The organism is Roseibium sp. MMSF_3544, from assembly GCF_030732845.1.
Lineage (GTDB): Bacteria > Pseudomonadota > Alphaproteobacteria > Rhizobiales > Stappiaceae > Roseibium.
Map to the genome: position 1 here is coordinate 340,686 of NZ_JASHKA010000002.1, position 16,763 is coordinate 357,448.

Annotated in this window: 16 protein-coding genes; all 16 read left to right on the forward strand. The window is 56.8% G+C overall.

Features of this window, described 5'->3' with window-relative positions; all coding sequences use genetic code 11:
* The first annotated feature begins 56 nt into the window (after nt 1-56).
* The 16 genes from RBB47_RS04190 to RBB47_RS04265 all read left to right on the forward strand — a co-directional run bounded on the left by RBB47_RS04190 (nt 57) and on the right by RBB47_RS04265 (nt 16,763).
* Nucleotides 57-1,445, forward strand: coding sequence for a PLP-dependent aminotransferase family protein (locus tag RBB47_RS04190; protein ID WP_305984488.1), 1,389 nt, complete (start codon nt 57-59; stop codon nt 1,443-1,445).
* 230 nt (nt 1,446-1,675) lie between these two features.
* Entirely contained in the window at nt 1,676-2,686 is a 1,011-nt protein-coding gene (gene dctP / locus RBB47_RS04195; protein ID WP_305984489.1) for a TRAP transporter substrate-binding protein DctP, read from the forward strand.
* A gap of 85 nt (nt 2,687-2,771) precedes the next feature.
* On the forward strand, nt 2,772-3,350 hold the full coding sequence (locus RBB47_RS04200) for a TRAP transporter small permease (protein ID WP_305984490.1): 579 nt from the start codon (nt 2,772-2,774) through the stop codon (nt 3,348-3,350).
* Nucleotides 3,351-3,361: 11 nt separating this feature from the next.
* Nucleotides 3,362-4,645 (forward strand): TRAP transporter large permease, encoded by a 1,284-nt coding sequence (locus tag RBB47_RS04205; RefSeq protein ID WP_305984491.1) that lies wholly within the window; start codon nt 3,362-3,364, stop codon nt 4,643-4,645.
* An 11-nt stretch (nt 4,646-4,656) separates the two neighbouring features.
* The gene (locus RBB47_RS04210) at nt 4,657-5,094 is read left to right on the forward strand and encodes a universal stress protein (RefSeq protein WP_305984492.1); all 438 of its coding nucleotides are present in this window, start codon (nt 4,657-4,659) and stop codon (nt 5,092-5,094) included.
* Between the two features lie 59 nt (nt 5,095-5,153).
* Nucleotides 5,154-5,936: an aspartate/glutamate racemase family protein gene (locus tag RBB47_RS04215; protein ID WP_305984493.1), complete on the forward strand. Its 783-nt coding sequence runs from the start codon at nt 5,154-5,156 to the stop codon at nt 5,934-5,936.
* 8 nt (nt 5,937-5,944) lie between these two features.
* Nucleotides 5,945-6,952 (forward strand): hydroxyectoine utilization dehydratase EutB, encoded by a 1,008-nt coding sequence (gene eutB, locus RBB47_RS04220; RefSeq protein ID WP_305984494.1) that lies wholly within the window; start codon nt 5,945-5,947, stop codon nt 6,950-6,952.
* Nucleotides 6,953-6,954: 2 nt separating this feature from the next.
* Nucleotides 6,955-7,947 carry an ectoine utilization protein EutC gene (gene eutC / locus RBB47_RS04225; protein ID WP_305984495.1) on the forward strand — a complete coding sequence of 331 codons (993 nt, stop codon included), beginning with the start codon at nt 6,955-6,957 and terminating at the stop codon, nt 7,945-7,947.
* A 22-nt stretch (nt 7,948-7,969) separates the two neighbouring features.
* Nucleotides 7,970-9,154, forward strand: a complete 1,185-nt coding sequence (doeA, locus tag RBB47_RS04230) for an ectoine hydrolase DoeA (RefSeq protein WP_305984602.1) — start codon at nt 7,970-7,972, stop codon at nt 9,152-9,154.
* Between the two features lie 3 nt (nt 9,155-9,157).
* Nucleotides 9,158-10,147: a N(2)-acetyl-L-2,4-diaminobutanoate deacetylase DoeB gene (gene doeB / locus RBB47_RS04235; protein WP_305984496.1), complete on the forward strand. Its 990-nt coding sequence runs from the start codon at nt 9,158-9,160 to the stop codon at nt 10,145-10,147.
* A gap of 39 nt (nt 10,148-10,186) precedes the next feature.
* Nucleotides 10,187-10,996, forward strand: coding sequence for a GntR family transcriptional regulator (locus tag RBB47_RS04240; RefSeq protein WP_305984497.1), 810 nt, complete (start codon nt 10,187-10,189; stop codon nt 10,994-10,996).
* A 614-nt stretch (nt 10,997-11,610) separates the two neighbouring features.
* The gene (locus tag RBB47_RS04245) at nt 11,611-13,224 is read left to right on the forward strand and encodes an ABC transporter substrate-binding protein (RefSeq protein ID WP_305984498.1); all 1,614 of its coding nucleotides are present in this window, start codon (nt 11,611-11,613) and stop codon (nt 13,222-13,224) included.
* A gap of 22 nt (nt 13,225-13,246) precedes the next feature.
* Nucleotides 13,247-14,038: an arylmalonate decarboxylase gene (locus RBB47_RS04250; RefSeq protein WP_305984499.1), complete on the forward strand. Its 792-nt coding sequence runs from the start codon at nt 13,247-13,249 to the stop codon at nt 14,036-14,038.
* 122 nt (nt 14,039-14,160) lie between these two features.
* A complete protein-coding gene (locus tag RBB47_RS04255; RefSeq protein WP_305984500.1) occupies nt 14,161-15,318 on the forward strand; it encodes a Xaa-Pro peptidase family protein in 1,158 nt (385 codons plus the stop codon).
* Between the two features lie 53 nt (nt 15,319-15,371).
* The gene (locus RBB47_RS04260) at nt 15,372-16,523 is read left to right on the forward strand and encodes a Xaa-Pro peptidase family protein (protein WP_305984501.1); all 1,152 of its coding nucleotides are present in this window, start codon (nt 15,372-15,374) and stop codon (nt 16,521-16,523) included.
* A gap of 36 nt (nt 16,524-16,559) precedes the next feature.
* On the forward strand, nt 16,560-16,763 hold the full coding sequence (locus RBB47_RS04265) for a hypothetical protein (RefSeq protein ID WP_305984502.1): 204 nt from the start codon (nt 16,560-16,562) through the stop codon (nt 16,761-16,763).

Below are 16,763 nucleotides of genomic sequence, written 5' to 3' on the forward strand. Positions count from 1 at the left end.
CCATGGACAGGTTGAATTGACTTGTCAATTGTAATGAAAAACGTCAGTATGAAATCATGACAATATGGAAGACCTTCCCCGAAACAATCCAGCGCCCGGCCTACCGGTCGTTGGCCGACCTGATCTCAAATGCGATTGACACCGGTGATCTGGAGGTCGGCGCGCGCCTGCCGACCCATCGGGAGCTTGCCTATCAGCTCAATTTAAGCGTTCAGACGATCAGCCGGGCTTATGACGAGCTGATCCGCCGGGGTCTTATAGAAGGGCAGGTTGGTCGAGGGACATTTGTCAGCGCGGGACCGGCGAAGTCCAATTGGCCGTTCGTTCCGGCAGGTCACGACGGTCAGTTGATCGATCTTTCAATTCTCAAACCTGTAACCGCACCGTTGCACCGCGACAAGATGAGCGCTGCACTTGCCGAGCTTTCTGGCACGCTCGCAGACGCGAGCATCTTTTCGTTCAAGCCTTCAAATGCTCTGGAACCTTTCAAAAGTTCGGCCATTTCCTGGCTGGCACGCTGCGGTTTGAGCTGCGCGCCGGACGCGGTCGTCATGACCAACGGTGCGACGTCTGCGATGACGACGGCGCTGCTGACGGCGGCAAATGCAGGTGACCTCGTTTTGACAGAGGCCATGTCTCATCACACGCTGGTGCCACTTTCCAGGTATCTGGACTTGCGTCTGGAGGGTGTGCCCATCGACAGCGAAGGTATTGTGCCGGGCGAACTTGAAAAGATTTGCAAGGCCAAGCCTGTAAAGTCTCTCTATGTCATGCCGAGTGGCCTGAATCCTCTGGCGCTTATGATGGGTGAGGAGCGCAGAAAAGCGCTCGCTGAACTGGCGCGAAAATTCGATTTCACGATCATTGAGAACGATGCCTGGGGGCCTTTGCAGCCAGACAGACCGCCGCCGATCGCCGTGTTCGCACCGGAGCGGACCTTCTATTTTACAAGCTTCACCAAATGCCTGCTGCCGGGACTCCGGCACGGTTATCTCGTGGTTCCCGATCTTCTTGCATCCGCTGCCGCCAACCGGCACCTGGTCACGGACTGGGTGGCAACGCCCATCATGGCCGAGATTGCGTCACTCTTCATTGAAAACGGTACGGCCGACGAACTTCTGGCCTGGCAGATGGGCGCGCTTGGGCGGCGCAATGCGGTCGTGGCGAAGGTCCTGGAAGGCATTCCCTTCGGATCGAGCCCGAACGGAATGCATGTCTGGCTGCCGCTTCCGGGCTCCTGGACCGAGGAAGCCTTCGTCGCCCACGCGCGGCGCAAGGGTGTCGCCGTCGCACCCGGATCGGCCTTTGCCGTTTCGGATCAGGCCGTCTCTGCCGGGGTTCGTATTTGTATCGGAGGAATGGAAGACGGCGCCCTTGCGCATGGACTGCAATTGATCGCTCGTCTTTACAAGAGCCCGCCGGAGCCTGCTTTGCTGGCGCTTTGACGATTGTCCTTTTAGTCAAAAATTGTCATGATTTAATATTCTGATTGACTCTTAATTGTCCTCATTTCAATTTAGGACAATAACAACAACCCAGAACATTTTTCACGGCCGCCACGTCTCGGCGTGTGGACCGGTTCCGAGGGGCAGGCCTGACGGCTCGCCGCTGCGGACTGTCTGTGTGTGCGCTCAAGGCAGCGGCTGCCAGGGAACAGCAAAAGCAGGTTAAGCACATGAAAAGCAAAATCACCGCCCTTCTCTCCGGCACCGCCATGCTGCTTGCGGGTATCTCGCAGATACAGGCAGCAGACTGGAAATATGCATTCGAAGAAGCCCTGACGGATGTGCAGGGCGTCTATGCAACGAAATTCAAGGAAGCCGTGGAGGCCAATTCCGATCACACGATCACGCTCTTTCCCTATGGTTCCTTGGGCGAGTCCGCCGACATCATGGAGCAGACTCAGGCGGGTCTTCTCCAGTTTGTGAACCAGTCCCCGGGGTTCACGGGCGCATTGATCCCCGAAGCCCAGGTTTTCTTCGTTCCCTATCTCTTGCCCACCGATCAGGATCATCTCGGGCGGTTCTTCAAGAACTCAAAGGCAATCAACGAAGATTTCGTCGGGCTTTATGCCAACCAGGGGCTCGAGCTGCTGTCCATGTATCCGGAAGGTGAGGTGGCAATGACCACGAAGTCACCGGTCAGGGGCTGCGAGGATCTGGACGAGGTCAAGTTCCGGGTGATGACCAACCCGCTTCTGGTCGAATCCTACAAGGCTTTCGGTGCAACACCGACGCCTTTGCCCTGGGGCGAAGTTTATGGCGGTCTTCAGACCAACATTATCCAGGGGCAGGAAAACCCGACCTTCTTCCTCTACTCCACGAAAATCTACGAAGTGACCGATCACATCACCTATGCCGGCCACAACAACTTCACCACGGCCCTGATGGCGAACAAGCAGTTCTATGACGGCCTCAGCGCGGAAGACCAGAAGGTGATCCAGGACGCGGCCGCTTCAGCCTTCGATTACATCGTCGGCTATCAGAAGAGCCTGGCGGACAGCGAGCTGGATAAGATCAAGGAAGCCAAGCCGGAGATGACCATCACGGTCCTCTCGGAAGATGAGCGGGCTTGCTTCAAGAACGCCGCCGCCGAGGTCGAGGCAAAATTCATCGAGATGACCGGTGACAGCGGCAAGGCCATTCTCGATCAGATGAAAGCCGATCTGGAAGCAACGCGCGACTGACCCGTCGCCGGAGGGTGACAAACCGCGTGTGGGAGCCCGGAAATTTGCGGGCTCCCGTAAGGCTCGAGACAGGCTGGAGAGAACGGTGAAAAACGACGAAAGCACCGGTACGGAGCAACCGCAGATGACCTGTATCCTCGGGATGCTCGACGATGTGGTCAGCCGGATCGAATCCGTGATGCTCGCATTCGGCGTTCTTCTGATGGCGGCCAACACCGTGATCAACGTCGTCGGGCGCTTCGTTTTTCAGCACAGTCTTTTCTTTTCCGAAGAGCTGAACCGGATCCTGATCATCCTGATCACCTTTGCCGGGATTAGCTATGCCGCGAGGCAGGGGCGTCATATCCGCATGTCCGCGATCTTCGACATGATGCCAGCTCCCGTACGCAAACTCGTGATGATCGTGATTGCGGCGGTCACGTCGCTGGCCATGTTCGCCCTGTGCTATTTCGCCGTCCGCTACATCATGAGTGTTGCAGCATCTGGAAGGGTCCTTCCGGCGCTGGCCATTCCCGTCTACTGGATTTTTCTCTGGGTCCCCGTCGGATTTTTCATGACCGGTGTGCAGTACGCACTGACCGCCATCAAGAACATTTTCGACAAGGACATCTACCTCTCCACGCAGGTGCTTGAGGGGTACGAAGAAGATGAATTCGAGGTTTAGGAGGAAAATCGATGGCGTTGACAATTTTCCTCATCATGATCGTGCTGCTGCTGGTCGGCTTTCCGATGATGATCCCACTGCTGGCAGCGACCTTTACCGGCTTCATGATGCTGTTCGGCGACCTCAGCAAGACCGAGTTCATGGTTCAACAGATGATGGCCGGTATTCGCCCGGCATCGCTGATCGCCGTGCCGATGTTCATTCTGGCAGCCGACATCATGACACGCGGGCAGTCCGCCGGGCGCCTGATCGACATGGTCATGAAATTCGTCGGTCACGTCAAAGGCGGCCTTGCAGTCAGCACCGCAACGGCCTGTACGTTGTTTGGTGCGGTTTCCGGGTCGACACAGGCGACAGTTGTCGCAGTCGGCTCTCCCCTTCGGCCACGCATGCTCAAGGCCGGTTACAAGGACTCGTTCGTTCTCGCGCTCATTATCAATGCGTCCGACATTGCCTTTCTCATTCCGCCATCCATAGGCATGATCATTTATGGCGTGATTTCGAGCACCTCGATTGCCGAACTCTTCATTGCGGGTATCGGGCCGGGCCTGCTGCTGCTCGTTCTCTTTTCTGCCTACAGCATGATCTATGCGACCATAAAGGTCGTGCCGACAGAACCCAAAGCCAGTTGGAGCGAACGCTTCGACGCAGTCAGAAAGGCCGTCTGGCCTCTCGGTTTTCCGGTGATCATCGTCGGCGGCATCTATGGTGGGGTCTTTAGCCCGACCGAAGCGGCAGCCGTCTGCGTGCTTTATGCAGTGTTTCTCGAGTTTATCGTGTTCCGGTCCTTGAAATGGCCGGAGATGTACATGATCGCCAAATCCACGGGGCTGATCACAGCGGTTGTCTTTATTCTCGTCGGCGCAGGCGCGGCGTTTTCCTGGGTCATCTCATTCGCACAGGTGCCGCAGCAGATCCTCGCCGGTATCGGCATTACCGAGATGGGACCGCATGGCGTCCTCGCTGTGATCTCGATTGCTTTCTTCATCGGCTGCATGTTCGTCGATCCGATCGTCGTGATCCTCATCCTGGTGCCGATTTTCGCACCTGTCGTGAAATCGGTCGGGCTTGATCCTGTGCTGGTAGGAACGATCATCACGCTGCAGGTGGCCATCGGCTCGGCGACTCCACCCTTCGGGTGCGACATCTTCACGGCGATCGCAATTTTCAAGCGGCCCTATATTGACGTCATCCGCGGAATCTTTCCATTCACGGTGATCCTGCTTTCGGTCTCCGTCGCACTGATCTTCTTTCCACAGATTGCGCTTTTCCTGCGCGACCTGGCATTCCGTTGATGGAGCCAACCATGTTCAAGAACATTCTGGTCGCGGTTGATGGTTCGGTTGGTGCACAAAAGGCGCTGGAAGTTGCGGTGGGATTGCGGTCGTCCTGCAGCGCTGAACTTCAGATCCTGACTGTCTATAGCCACCACTCGCTCCTTGAAGCCTCCATGTCGATGGTGCGCCCGGACGATCCCGAACCGACGGACGATTCCTTAAGGGATCATGCCAAGGAGATTGCAGAACAGGCTAAGGCCTTCGCAAGGGACGCGGGAGCCGATCCTGTGCGAGCTTTCGTCAAGGTTGGCCAGCCGGCGCGAACGATCGTCAAGTTTGCCAGGGAGCATGAGGCCGATGTGATCGTCGTCGGCAGCCGCGGCCTTGGCGATGTCGAGGGATTTCTTCTCGGCAGCGTGTCTCACAAGATTACCAGTCTGGCCGGTTGCCCGGTGCTGGTCGTCTGAACATTTCTCTCAACGGCCGGTTCATGCTTGAACCGGTACGTCTTCATCAGGAAGTCAGTATGGCAAGAGTTGCGCTATCAGTGTCACCGGAAGCGGCACGGTTCAGCCCTACGGCGACAACCAGATTCGGCCTGATTGCACTGGCAACGGACATGACCAGCGAACGGGATCTTTACCGGCAAACCGAAGGCAGTGATGTCGCAATTCATGTGACGCGGCTTGCCTTCGAAAATCCGACGACACCGGAAAACCTTCGCCAGATGGCCCCCCGCTTGACCGATGCGGCCGGGCTGCTTGCGCCCCTCTTGCCGTTGAGCGCTGTTTGCTACAGCTGCACGGCAGCAACTGTCGTCATCGGCGACGATGCAGTGCGCAGATCCATTCAGAAGGCGTTGCCGGACGTCCCGGTCGTCACGCCGACCGCCGCAGCGATGACAGCATTTCAGGCACTCGGCGTTCAGCGCATTGCTGTGCTGACGCCCTATACGATTGCGACGAGCGAACCGATGGCGGCGTTTTTCAGCGGTCAGGGCCTGGATGTCGTCAATTTCGACTGCCTCGGCGTGGAGGACGATCGTGACATGGCGCGTCTCAGTCGCGAGACGATCGTGAATGCCGCCGTCGCCGCCGACCGGGAAGATGCCGAGGCACTGTTCATTTCCTGCACCGCCTTGCCGGCGCTTACCGCTGTCGGTGAAATTGAGTCCCGTATCGGAAAACCGGTGGTGACTTCAAACCAGGCTGCGGGCTGGCTCTTGACCCGCCTGGGTGGTCTTACCGATCATCATCCGACCGAATTCGGAAAACTCTATTCACTCGATCTCGCGCGCGAGAAGGCCTAAGGCTCCGCATGAACCAGCACGCATTTCAGTTTTATCCCGAAACTTTTGCCGAGGCCCGCGCGAGAATATCGGATACGATCCTGCGCACACCGACGGTTTTCTCCCAAGCCCTGACTGATGCACGCGGTGAGCCGGTTCATCTGAAACTTGAACACTTGCAAAAGACCGGCAGTTTCAAGCTGCGTGGTGCGGCCAATGCCGTTCTTTCGCTCGACGATGCCGAAAAGGCAAACGGCGTCGTCGGTGTCTCCACGGGCAATCACGGCCGTGGTCTGGCCTTTGCCGCGAAAGAGGCGGGTGTCAGCTGCATCATATGCATGTCTTCACTTGTGCCGCAGAACAAGATTGACGGTATCCGGGCACTGGGTGCGGAGGTCCGAATTGTCGGGTCGTCGCAGGACGAGGCCCAGCTCGAGGTCGATCGTCTGGTTGCGGAGGAGGGGATGACCCTCATTCCACCTTTCGATCACAAGGACATCATTGCGGGCCAGGGAACGCTGGGTCTTGAAATTCTGGAAGACGTTCCGGACGTTGAAACCGTGCTTGTGCCTCTGTCTGGAGGCGGCCTCATTTCCGGCGTCGCCGCGGCGATCAAGGCGTCCAAGCCTAACGTGAAGATCATTGGCATCTCTATGGAGCGTGGTGCTGCCATGGCGGCCTCACAGGACGCCGGTCGTCCGGTTCAGGTGCCGGAACTGCCGACGCTGGCGGATTCGCTCGGCGGCGGTATCGGGCTCGACAACCAGTTCACGTTCAACGTGGTCCGCGATCTGGTGGATGACATTGTTCTTTTGAGCGAAGCAGAGATTGCGGCCGGTATTCGTCACGGCTACAGGCAGGAGAAACAGGTCGTTGAAGGATCCGGCGCCGTATGCCTGGCGGCTCTGGTGGCCGGAAAGGTAACTGTTTCGGGACCGACGGTCGCGGTGCTGTCCGGATGCAATATCGACATGAACATGCATTTGCGCATCATATCCGGCGAAGACGTCGATGTGGCACGCGAAGGGGAGGCCTGAGAGTGCCGGAAATCAAGATACTGACAGAAGCGGACCTCCGCGAAATCGCACATCTCGACCTTGAGGCCGTCGATTGCGTCGAGCGCGCCTTTGCCGCTCTGGCGCAAGGCGGTGTTGTGATGCCGCCGATCCTGTCAATGGCAATCCCGGACCATAACGGTGAGGTCGACGTAAAGACTGCATATGTGCCCGGTGTTGAGAGTTTTGCGATCAAGATGTCGCCTGGCTTTTTCGACAATCCGAAGATCGGGCTTCCGAGCACGTCCGGTCTGATGATCCTGTTCTCCGCCCGAACCGGAATGGTCGAGGCGCTGCTTCTGGACAACGGTTATCTGACGGATGTCAGGACCGCTGCAGCGGGCGCCGTCGCGGCGAAGCATCTGGCGCCTGAAGACGCCAGGACGGCCTGCATTGTCGGCGCCGGAACGCAGGCCAAGCTCCAGCTTCAGGCCCTTCGTCTTGTCAGGCCGATAGAACAGGCCCGCTATTGGGCGCGGGACGTCGCGAAGGCCGAGGCGACCGCGCACGAAATGGCACAGGCGCTGGGAATTGACGTGAAACCGACGACGCATCTGCAGGACGCGGTCGGGGAAGCGGACGTGATCGTCACGACGACGCCGAGCTCACAGCCCTTGATCAAGGCAGAGTGGTTGCGGGCGGGTCAGCATGTCACGGCGATGGGGTCCGACCAGGACCACAAGAACGAGCTCGATCCTTCCTGTTTCACGCGCGCGGATCTTTATGTTCCGGACCGCCAGTCCCAGACCCGGATACTCGGCGAACTGCATCACGCGCTTGCTGCCGAACATGTCGCCGATGACAGGCAGTTCGATGAACTGGGTGACATCGTTGCGGGCAAGGCGCCAGGACGGCGCACGCCGGAAGACCTGACGATTTGCGATCTCACCGGGACCGGCATACAGGACACGGCCATCGCGACATTTGCACGTCAGCGGGCAGTAGCTGCCGGTGCTGGAACTCCGTTCAATTCCTGACGCTTACTGGAAGACCTTCATGATTGAGCCAACGCTCCATTTCACACAGGAAGAATACCGGGACCGGATCAACAAGACCCGCGCGGCAATGGAAAAAGCCGGCGTTGAAGTGATTGTCGTCTCCGACCCGTCCAACATGGCCTGGCTGACCGGATATGACGGCTGGTCTTTCTACGTGCATCAGGCTGTTCTGCTCGGGCCCGGCGGCGATCCGGTCTGGTTTGGCCGCGGTCAGGACGCACAGGGCGCGCTCCGGACCTGTTTCATGGACCCGGACAACATCATCGGCTATCCGGACAACTACGTTCAGTCAACGGAACGGCATCCGATGGACTATCTGGCGGCGCGGATTGAGGAACGTGGCTGGGCCTCGTCGCGCATCGGCGTCGAGATGGACAATTACTGGTTCTCGGCGGCGGCCTTTGCGTCGCTGCAAAAGCATCTTCCCAATGCCGGTTTCCAGGACATAACCGCGCTTGTGAACTGGCAGCGTGCGGTGAAATCCGAGCAGGAACTTTCCTACATGCGCACGGCAGGGAAGCTGGTGGGGAAGATCCACGCGCGGATCCTGGAAAAGGCTGAGCCGGGATTGCGCAAATGCGATCTCGTTGCCGACATTTACGATGCCGGCCTCAGATACGATCCGAACCTTGGTGCCGGCGGAGACTATCCCGCCATCGTTCCGCTTCTGCCATCGGGTAGCGATGCAGCCGCTCCGCATCTCACCTGGGATGACAGGCCGATGAAGTCCGGCGAAGGGACATTCTTTGAAGTGGCCGGAGCCTATCATCGCTATCAGTGCCCGCTCTCCAGAACCTTGTTCCTCGGCAAACCGACCCAGACGTTCCTCGACGCTGAAAAGGCGGTTCTGGAAGGCATGGAGGCTGGTCTGGAGGCGGCCAGGGCAGGCAATCTGTGTGAAGACATCGCACACGCATTTTTCGCCGCCTTGAAAAAATACGGCATCACCAAGGACAACCGAACCGGTTATCCGATTGGCATCTCTTATCCTCCCGATTGGGGCGAACGCACCATGTCCTTGCGCAGCGGTGACCGGAGCGTCCTTCAGGAAAACATGACCTTCCACTTCATGACCGGTCTTTGGATGGAGGATTGGGGTTTTGAGATCACCGAGAGCATTGTCATTCGAGACGGTGCGCCCGAATGTCTGGCCAATGTTCCCCGCAAGTTGTTCGTGAAGGAGTGATCCATGGCTGAAAATCCGATCGTTCCAACCGTCCCGTTCGATCAGGACGGGGTCCATCATGGTTTTTTGCGCCTGCCCTATAGCCGCGACGATTCCGCCTGGGGCTCGGTCATGATCCCGATCACGGTGATCCGCAACGGGGACGGACCAACGGCTCTTTTGACGGGCGGCAATCATGGCGACGAGTATGAGGGGCCCGTCGCGCTGCAGGACCTCGCCGTAACGCTGTCAGCATCGGACGTCAGCGGTCGCGTCATCATCGTGCCTGCGTTCAATTACCCCGCGTTTCGCGCCGGCACGCGCACATCACCGATCGACAAAGGGAATTTGAACCGATCCTTTCCGGGCAGGCCCGATGGCACGGTTACGGAAAAGATCGCCCATTATTTCGACAGCCATCTGGTCCCGATGGCTGACATCGTTCTCGACTTCCATTCGGGTGGAAAGACCCTTGAATTCGTGCCGTTTGCGTCCGCGCATGTGCTGGAGGACAAGGAACAGCAGGCCGCCTGTGTTGCTGCCGCACGGGCATTTAACGCCCCCTATACGGCCATCATGCTCGAAATCGACAGTGTCGGGATGTATGACACGGCGGTTGAGGAAAAGGGCAAGGTCTTCGTGACCACCGAGCTTTGCGGTGGTGGAACGGCGACGGCCCGCTCCATCGCGATTGCGAAGAAGGGTGTTCGCAACGTGCTCCGCCATGCCGGGATCTTGGAAGGTTCGCCGGAAATCCACCTGTCGGTCTCCCTCGATATGCCCGACGGCAACTGCTTCGTGTTCTCCGAAATCGACGGCATGATCGAACCGGTTGTGGATCTCGGCGACGAGGTGTCGGAAGGGGATCTGGTTGCAAAGGTCTGGCAAACCGACCGAACGGGCGTCTCTCCAACGGAGTACTACGCCAAACGATCCGGCATTCTGATGGCGCGTCATTTCCCCGGCCTTATCAAGTCGGGCGACTGCCTCGCCGTGATTGCGGTGGTTGTATGAAGACTGTTCAACGACGATAGTGTTGCTGCGGTTCACCTTGTGGAAACAAGGACATTCCCAAATTGTCTTGTGGCGGTTACGACTGAAACCCGCAAATGCTCTGGTTCGCGGTTTCCGACGGAGAACACCGCAATAGGGGAGAATATGCAGCAAAGCGGTGCCTTGGATAAGAATTCGATTTACGAGACGCTTCGCAAACGGATTTGCTTGCTTGACTATGTTCCTGGCACCAGTTTGAACGAACGTTTGCTGGCGGACGAGTTCAGCGTTAGCCGAACGCCGATGCGTGCGGTTTTGCAGCGCCTTGAGTACGACGGCCTTATCTCCAGTCAACACGGTCGCGGTACAATAGTGACGTCCATCGACCTCGAGCAAATGCGCGGGATCTACGCGCTCAGGATAAAACTCACCGAGGCAATCGCCGATGCGCCGGCAAGAATCATAAGTGATGAAGTGCGGGCTGAACTGGAGCACCTCGAAGGTGACATCAAGTCGCTGCTCGAAATGCCCGCTGAGGGAGCGTCGCTTCTTGGAAAGTCCGAAAAAAGAGCTTTCGGCGAAATCAGCATAAGAATACATGAAGTTCTGCAGTCGCTGACAGACAACGAAACGCTGCGAGACTTTTCCGACGTGCTTTTTTATCAATCGGCCAGATATTGGTTCCTGCTTTTGTCTCACTTCGATTGGAAGTCGGAAACGCGCGAGATGCTCGACGAAGTCAGATTGCTGAAGAATTGCATATTGCTGGGCGATATCCAGGCAGCCGCGCTGTCAAGGAAGCTTCATCTTGCTCTTGTTCTTTCACGCATCGCGCACATAGAGAGTTTTCCTGAAATTGCCGAAGAATGACCGGTCATTCATGACACTTTCTGGCGTATGAGCTGTGCTGACACCAAACCGATAAGGTGTCGGCCTGTACGGGCGGCTAGTCCCCTGAGTTCGATGACAGGCTTTTAAACCTCCAGAAAGTCAAGCTTCCCGGCGCTGAGCAGATTGGCAAACTGACGGTTTCTCGCAAGGAGCCTTGTGAGATTTCGACTGATCCGACCCCACCGAAAATTGGTATACATATTTTATAAACCTTCCAAATTTAAGCGCAGAGAGATTTTTTCAAATTGGTACGCCTTTAAAGAAATAACTGAAAAACAAATAGTTAAAAGTAAATTGGGTATGCAAATCAACGAAGACAAGTCCGAATGTCAAAACAGATGCTTGAAAAGGTATACCAATTATGTTTTCCTGACATCGAAGCAAGGGCGGCGTGCGGTTACAACGCGCAGCTGGAGGTAATCGGCATTTCCGTCAGCTGAATCTGTTTCCAATCCGGCGTTTTCCCGGAGCTGAAGGGAGCGATCGTCAGGATGCCCTTCGGGCGCACAAGGCACCGACAAGATTGGCGAAAACAAGCCAATAACTCGTTCATGTCCGGCGGCGGTGTACCGAGATCTAACAGGAGAGCTTCAATGCGAAAAACCTACGGAACCGACTCTATTGATGATTTGGTCACGGCCACACGCTTCGGCAGACTGAGCCGAAGGGATTTTCTTCGGACGGCTGCGGCATTCGGCTTGGGAACGGCCGCTGCTTCGAGTTTGCTAGGCGTCAGTGCTGCGAAGGCGGCACCCAAGCGCGGTGGAACTTTTCGCTGGGGTATTCATGACGGCAATACGTCCGACACCCACGATCCAGCGACCTACACGACGCGCCAGATGATCCACCTCGCACACCAGCACCGCAGTTATCTGACGCTGATCGAGCCTGACAATTCACTCGGACCGGATATCGCCGTCGAATGGTCGGCAAATCAGGATGCGACGGTCTGGACATTCAAGTTGAACAATCGGGCGAAGTTTCACAGCGGCAAGTCCGTCACGTCGGCCGATGTCATTGCGTCCATGAACCATCATCGGGGTGAAGAAACGACGTCTGCGGCAAAGGCTTTGCTTGCGAGTGTCAAAAGCATCGCTGCAGATGGTGATCACGTCGTCGTTTTCGAGATGGAGTCAGGTAATGCCGACCTGCCATGGCTTATGACGGACTATCACCTGCCAATCCTGCCAGCAAACGAGGATGGATCAGCCAACTGGCAATCTGGTGACGGCAGTGGTCCATACAAGATTATCGACGGTGAGTTCGGCGTGTCCTGGAACCTTGTGCGCCACGAGGACTGGCATTTGGAAGGCGCTTACTTCGATGAACTCAGGATTGTCATTCTTAATGATCCGAATGCCCGGCAATCAGCATTGATTACTGGCGATGTCGATGCGATTTCGCTGGTCGACCTCAAGACGTTGTCCCTTCTTGAGCGTCATCCTGGCATACAGATTGACAACGTTGCCTCCGGTGGCGCCATCACGATGCCGATGAGAAGCAACGAAGCACCGTTCGACGATGTAAACGTTCGAAACGCGTTCAAGCTCGCAATCGACCGGAACGAAATCATTGAAAAGATAGCGTTCGGAACGGCGACGATCGGTAACGACTTTCACTTGTCACCAGTGCAGCCCTTTTGGCCGGACGGGTTGCCGCAGCGCGAATATGATCCTGATCAGGCAAAGTCGCTTCTGCGCAAGGTCGGCATGGAGGGGTTGACGGTCAATCTGTCCGCTGCCGACAGCGCTTTCGCCGGTGCGGTGGATATGTGCACTCTTTATGCCGAACAGGCAAAGCGTGCAGGCATTGACATCAACGTCGTACGTGAACCCAACGATGGTTACTACTCAGATGTCTGGATGAAACGCCCGTTCCTGGTCGCATCCTGGGGCGCGCGCCCGACGCCGGATGTGATGTTTACGCTTGCCTACAAAGACGATGCGGCATGGAACGAAAGCTTTTGGCAAAACGAACGGTTCAACCAACTTCTACTGCAGGCAAAGTCTGAGTTAAACAACGAAATCAGGGCTGAAATCTATCGCGAGATGTGTGTGATCATGCGCGACGACGGCGGCACAGTGATCCCGATGTTCAACAACTTCGTCTATGCGCGTGGTGCCAACGTGGCGCATAGTGGCAACCTTGCTGCCAGTTGGGAATGCGACGGCGCACGCGCGCCAAGCCGCTGGTGGTTTGAAGCATAACGCTCCCGAGCCGGAGGTTGTGATGTCCAACCATGGCTTACCGATGGAAGGCGAACGGTCCAGCTTCTCTTCGAGACGCTGGGACGTTCGCTACGACCAGGGTCGCAACCATCGTGCTAAAATCGGGTTTATTTTGATCCCGAACGAACAGACCATCGAGGGCGACATGATCGAATGGGCCCCTGATGGTGTTGGCGTCTATTTTTCAAGAGCAGTCATGCCGCACGAAATCTCGACGGAAAGCCTGTCTCAATGCAGAGCAACGCTTGCAGATTCTGCGCGGCGCATTCTGCCGGACGACGGCTTGGACGTGGTTTGTTTCGCGTGCACATCCGGCTCGGTCGCAATTGGAGAAGAAAAGACGCTACAAGAGCTGAATAAAGCCCAACCCGGCGCGAAAGCAACGTCGCTCGTGTCAGGCGTCCGAAGAGCGCTGAACGCAGTCGATGCCCGAAAGATAGCGGTAGGTACACCTTACCTGGACGAGCTGAACCGCAATATGGCGGCCTACTTCGAAGGTCAAGGATTTGAGGTCGCCAATCTGCAGGGCCTCAACCTGCAATACGATCGTGACATGATCCGTGTTGCGCCTGATTATCTGGTTGAATTCGCAAAGGCGGTCGACGTTCCGGAGGCTGACACGTTCGTGATGAGTTGCGGCGCATTGCGCACAATTGAAGTTGTCGACGAAATCGAGCAGGCATTGGCAAAACCGGTGATTGCCAGCAACCAGGCCATGCTTTGGGATTGTTTGCGGCTTGCAGGAATTGACGACAAATTGCCCGGCCTCGGAATCCTGTTTCGGGACCACTGACCGCCGGCCCCGTTTTTGAGCCGGTGATCTCATCGCTGTGACTGATGCGTCGCAGTCTCTCCAGTTATATGCGAATTTCGCGAACTCCAGTGCAACACGAGCGGGCGAAAAGGGACTTCTGAATGCTAGAGCATGCAAAACGGAAAACATCGGAACTTCAGCAGCGCATGCGCGATGAGAAGATCGGTTTTGCCGTCTTTACAGACGAGAGCTCTATCGCCTATCTCGCCGGTTTCTGGGGATATCTCGGCATCGAGTTCGGGCGGCCAACACTGCTTGTTGTTCATGCTGACGGTCCTCCAACTGTCATCACGCCTCTGATGGAAAGCGAGATGGTGGCAGAGATGACCTGGGTTGAGGACATCAGGGTCTGGGAAGATATCGGTCAACGCACATGGGGACGCGCATTGGCAGAAACGCTGGGTGATAAACCGCGCGAAGTCTGGATTGAAAAGAACTCCATTCCAGCGATCGTTCGCAATTACCTGGATGAGACCTATCCCGGTGTTCCGCTGAAGGATATCTCCTCGCTATTGGGCGAGATGCGCATGATCAAGACAGACTTTGAAATAGGCGTCATGACGGAAGCGGGCCAGATCGCGGCCGCCATGATGGCGGCCGCCCACGAGTCGTTGAGCGAGGGAGCGCTAGAGTATGAATCCGCGATCGCCGTTATTGAGGCCGGTTCACGGAAAGCGGCCGGGTTCCTGACAGACACCGGATGGGACCGTTTTGTCTCGCCGATGATCCACAATCTACAGATATTGCAGAGCGGGGCGGAGACATCGATGGTGCACCGGCGCGCTGGCGTCCGGGCCTATCGTAAGTTCGACCCTGTCTACTTCTGCTTCTGCAACATGGCGCAATTCAAGCAATACAAGTTGGGCTTTGACCGCATGTTTCACATCGGTGACGTCACCGACCAGGCGCGTGATGTGCAGGAGGCCGCCATTGCGGCTCAACAGGCGGCTATTGCCGCGATCCGGCCTGGCATAACGGCTGAAGACGTCGCTGCAGCCGCCAACGAGATTTACCGCGAGCGCGGCTACGAGACGGGTTACCGCACAGGCCGGTCCATCGGAGTTGCCTATCTCGAAGCACCTGAACTGAAAGAGGGGGACAAGACCGTCCTCAAGCCCGGCATGACCTTCGCAGTGGATGGCGGTATTTCGGTTGATGGTGTCACGGCGGGCCGCATAGGTGACTCGATTGTCGTTACTGCAACAGGATCTGACTATATCACCGACTATCCCCGCCAGATTCTTTTGAGCAAACATTGACACTCATTCGCTCTCGAGCAGTCGACGAGGCGAAAAACCAGGACGCTTGAACCATGCCCGATACCAAACCGTTTCCGGCAACCGAGCTCGCGCAACGCGTCGAACGTGTCAGTGCGGCACTGTCGCACCACAACCTTGACGGAATCCTGGTATCTGTTCCCGAAAGCATTTACTGGCTGACCGGTCTGGACCACTGGGGTTTCTTTGCCGCGCATGTGCTCGTAGTTAACCGGAACGGCGAAATGGCACTGTGCTGTCGCGCCATGGAAAAGATCACGGTCGAAAATCAGGTTCAAAACGCGCGCTTCTACGGTCATCAGGATCATGAAGAACTGTCCGACTTCGTCCTGAAAGCCATCGAAGATCTCGGGTTGAAGGGAGGTCAACTCGGAATCGAAAAACGCAGCCTCTTTCTGACCCCGCGACATGCTGAACTTATCCAAGAAGGTGATGCGAACTGGGTCGATGCGTCCGGCATCGTTGACGATCTGCGGCAAGTCAAGTCGGCGCTTGAAATGGAATTCACCCGAAAAGCCGCCCGTGCCGCAGATCTTGGGACTTTGGCGGCGATCGAGGCGGTGCGCGACGGGGCCAGTGACTACGAGATCGCGGCGGCCTACCACAACAGGATGATACTGGAGGGCAGCGAATATCCGGGATTTGGTCCGTTCATCCGACCAACCACACGATTGGGAGAGGAGCACACAACCTGGCGAGGCGACGTCTTCCGAAACGGTGATGCCGTCTTTCTGGAAACCTGTGCCGCTTACCGCAAGTATCAGGCGCCGATGGGTCGTCTTGTCTATGTGGGCGGCGCACCGGAAGGTGCCGAAAAGTCATCCGAGCTGGCAATAGAGGGCATGAGGGCAATTTGTGCGGCACTGAAACCGGGTGCCAGGGCGGGCGACGCCTATGATGCCTGGCGGGCGGTTGCGGCCAGCGCTGGCCTTCATGACTACCATCGCCATCATTGCGGCTACATGGTCGGCATTGGATTTCCGCCGAGCTGGACCGGCGGGTCGATGGTGACATCGCTGTTTCCGAAGTCCGAACGCAAACTGGAGACCGGCATGGTGTTTCATGCGCACAGTTGGTTCACCAATACCGGTGTTGTCGACTATTTCATCTCCAACACCGTTCTGCTCACGGAAGATGGTGCGGAAATCCTGACCGGCCAGACACCGGAGACCCTCAATGTCAGATGAACGCCCATCAGACATCGTGAAAAGAGGAGGCGGCGATTGAAACCGCTTACCAGATCAACCCTGGAAGGGATTTGCAGCCAGATGGCCAGCCATGACTGGTCTCAGGCTGAACTTGACGAATTGGTCGACCCGAGACTGGGCATCATCACCGGTTTCCAGGATCTTCTCGATGAACTCGAGACATTGAGGAAGATCGATCTTGGAACGACTGCGCCAGCGTTGGGGGTACAAAAAAGATAA

What these genes read in the sequence shown, in the direction of transcription:
- doeB (WP_305984496.1), top strand. Translation starts at nt 9,158, where the DNA reads ATGGCTGAAAATCCGATCGTTCCAACCGTCCCGTTCGATCAGGACGGG.
- RBB47_RS04255 (WP_305984500.1), top strand. Translation starts at nt 14,161, where the DNA reads ATGCTAGAGCATGCAAAACGGAAAACATCGGAACTTCAGCAGCGCATG.
- dctP (WP_305984489.1), top strand. Translation starts at nt 1,676, where the DNA reads ATGAAAAGCAAAATCACCGCCCTTCTCTCCGGCACCGCCATGCTGCTT.
- eutB (WP_305984494.1), top strand. Translation starts at nt 5,945, where the DNA reads ATGAACCAGCACGCATTTCAGTTTTATCCCGAAACTTTTGCCGAGGCC.
- RBB47_RS04250 (WP_305984499.1), top strand. Translation starts at nt 13,247, where the DNA reads ATGTCCAACCATGGCTTACCGATGGAAGGCGAACGGTCCAGCTTCTCT.
- RBB47_RS04190 (WP_305984488.1), top strand. Translation starts at nt 57, where the DNA reads ATGACAATATGGAAGACCTTCCCCGAAACAATCCAGCGCCCGGCCTAC.
- RBB47_RS04205 (WP_305984491.1), top strand. Translation starts at nt 3,362, where the DNA reads ATGGCGTTGACAATTTTCCTCATCATGATCGTGCTGCTGCTGGTCGGC.
- RBB47_RS04245 (WP_305984498.1), top strand. Translation starts at nt 11,611, where the DNA reads ATGCGAAAAACCTACGGAACCGACTCTATTGATGATTTGGTCACGGCC.
- RBB47_RS04210 (WP_305984492.1), top strand. Translation starts at nt 4,657, where the DNA reads ATGTTCAAGAACATTCTGGTCGCGGTTGATGGTTCGGTTGGTGCACAA.
- RBB47_RS04260 (WP_305984501.1), top strand. Translation starts at nt 15,372, where the DNA reads ATGCCCGATACCAAACCGTTTCCGGCAACCGAGCTCGCGCAACGCGTC.
- RBB47_RS04215 (WP_305984493.1), top strand. Translation starts at nt 5,154, where the DNA reads ATGGCAAGAGTTGCGCTATCAGTGTCACCGGAAGCGGCACGGTTCAGC.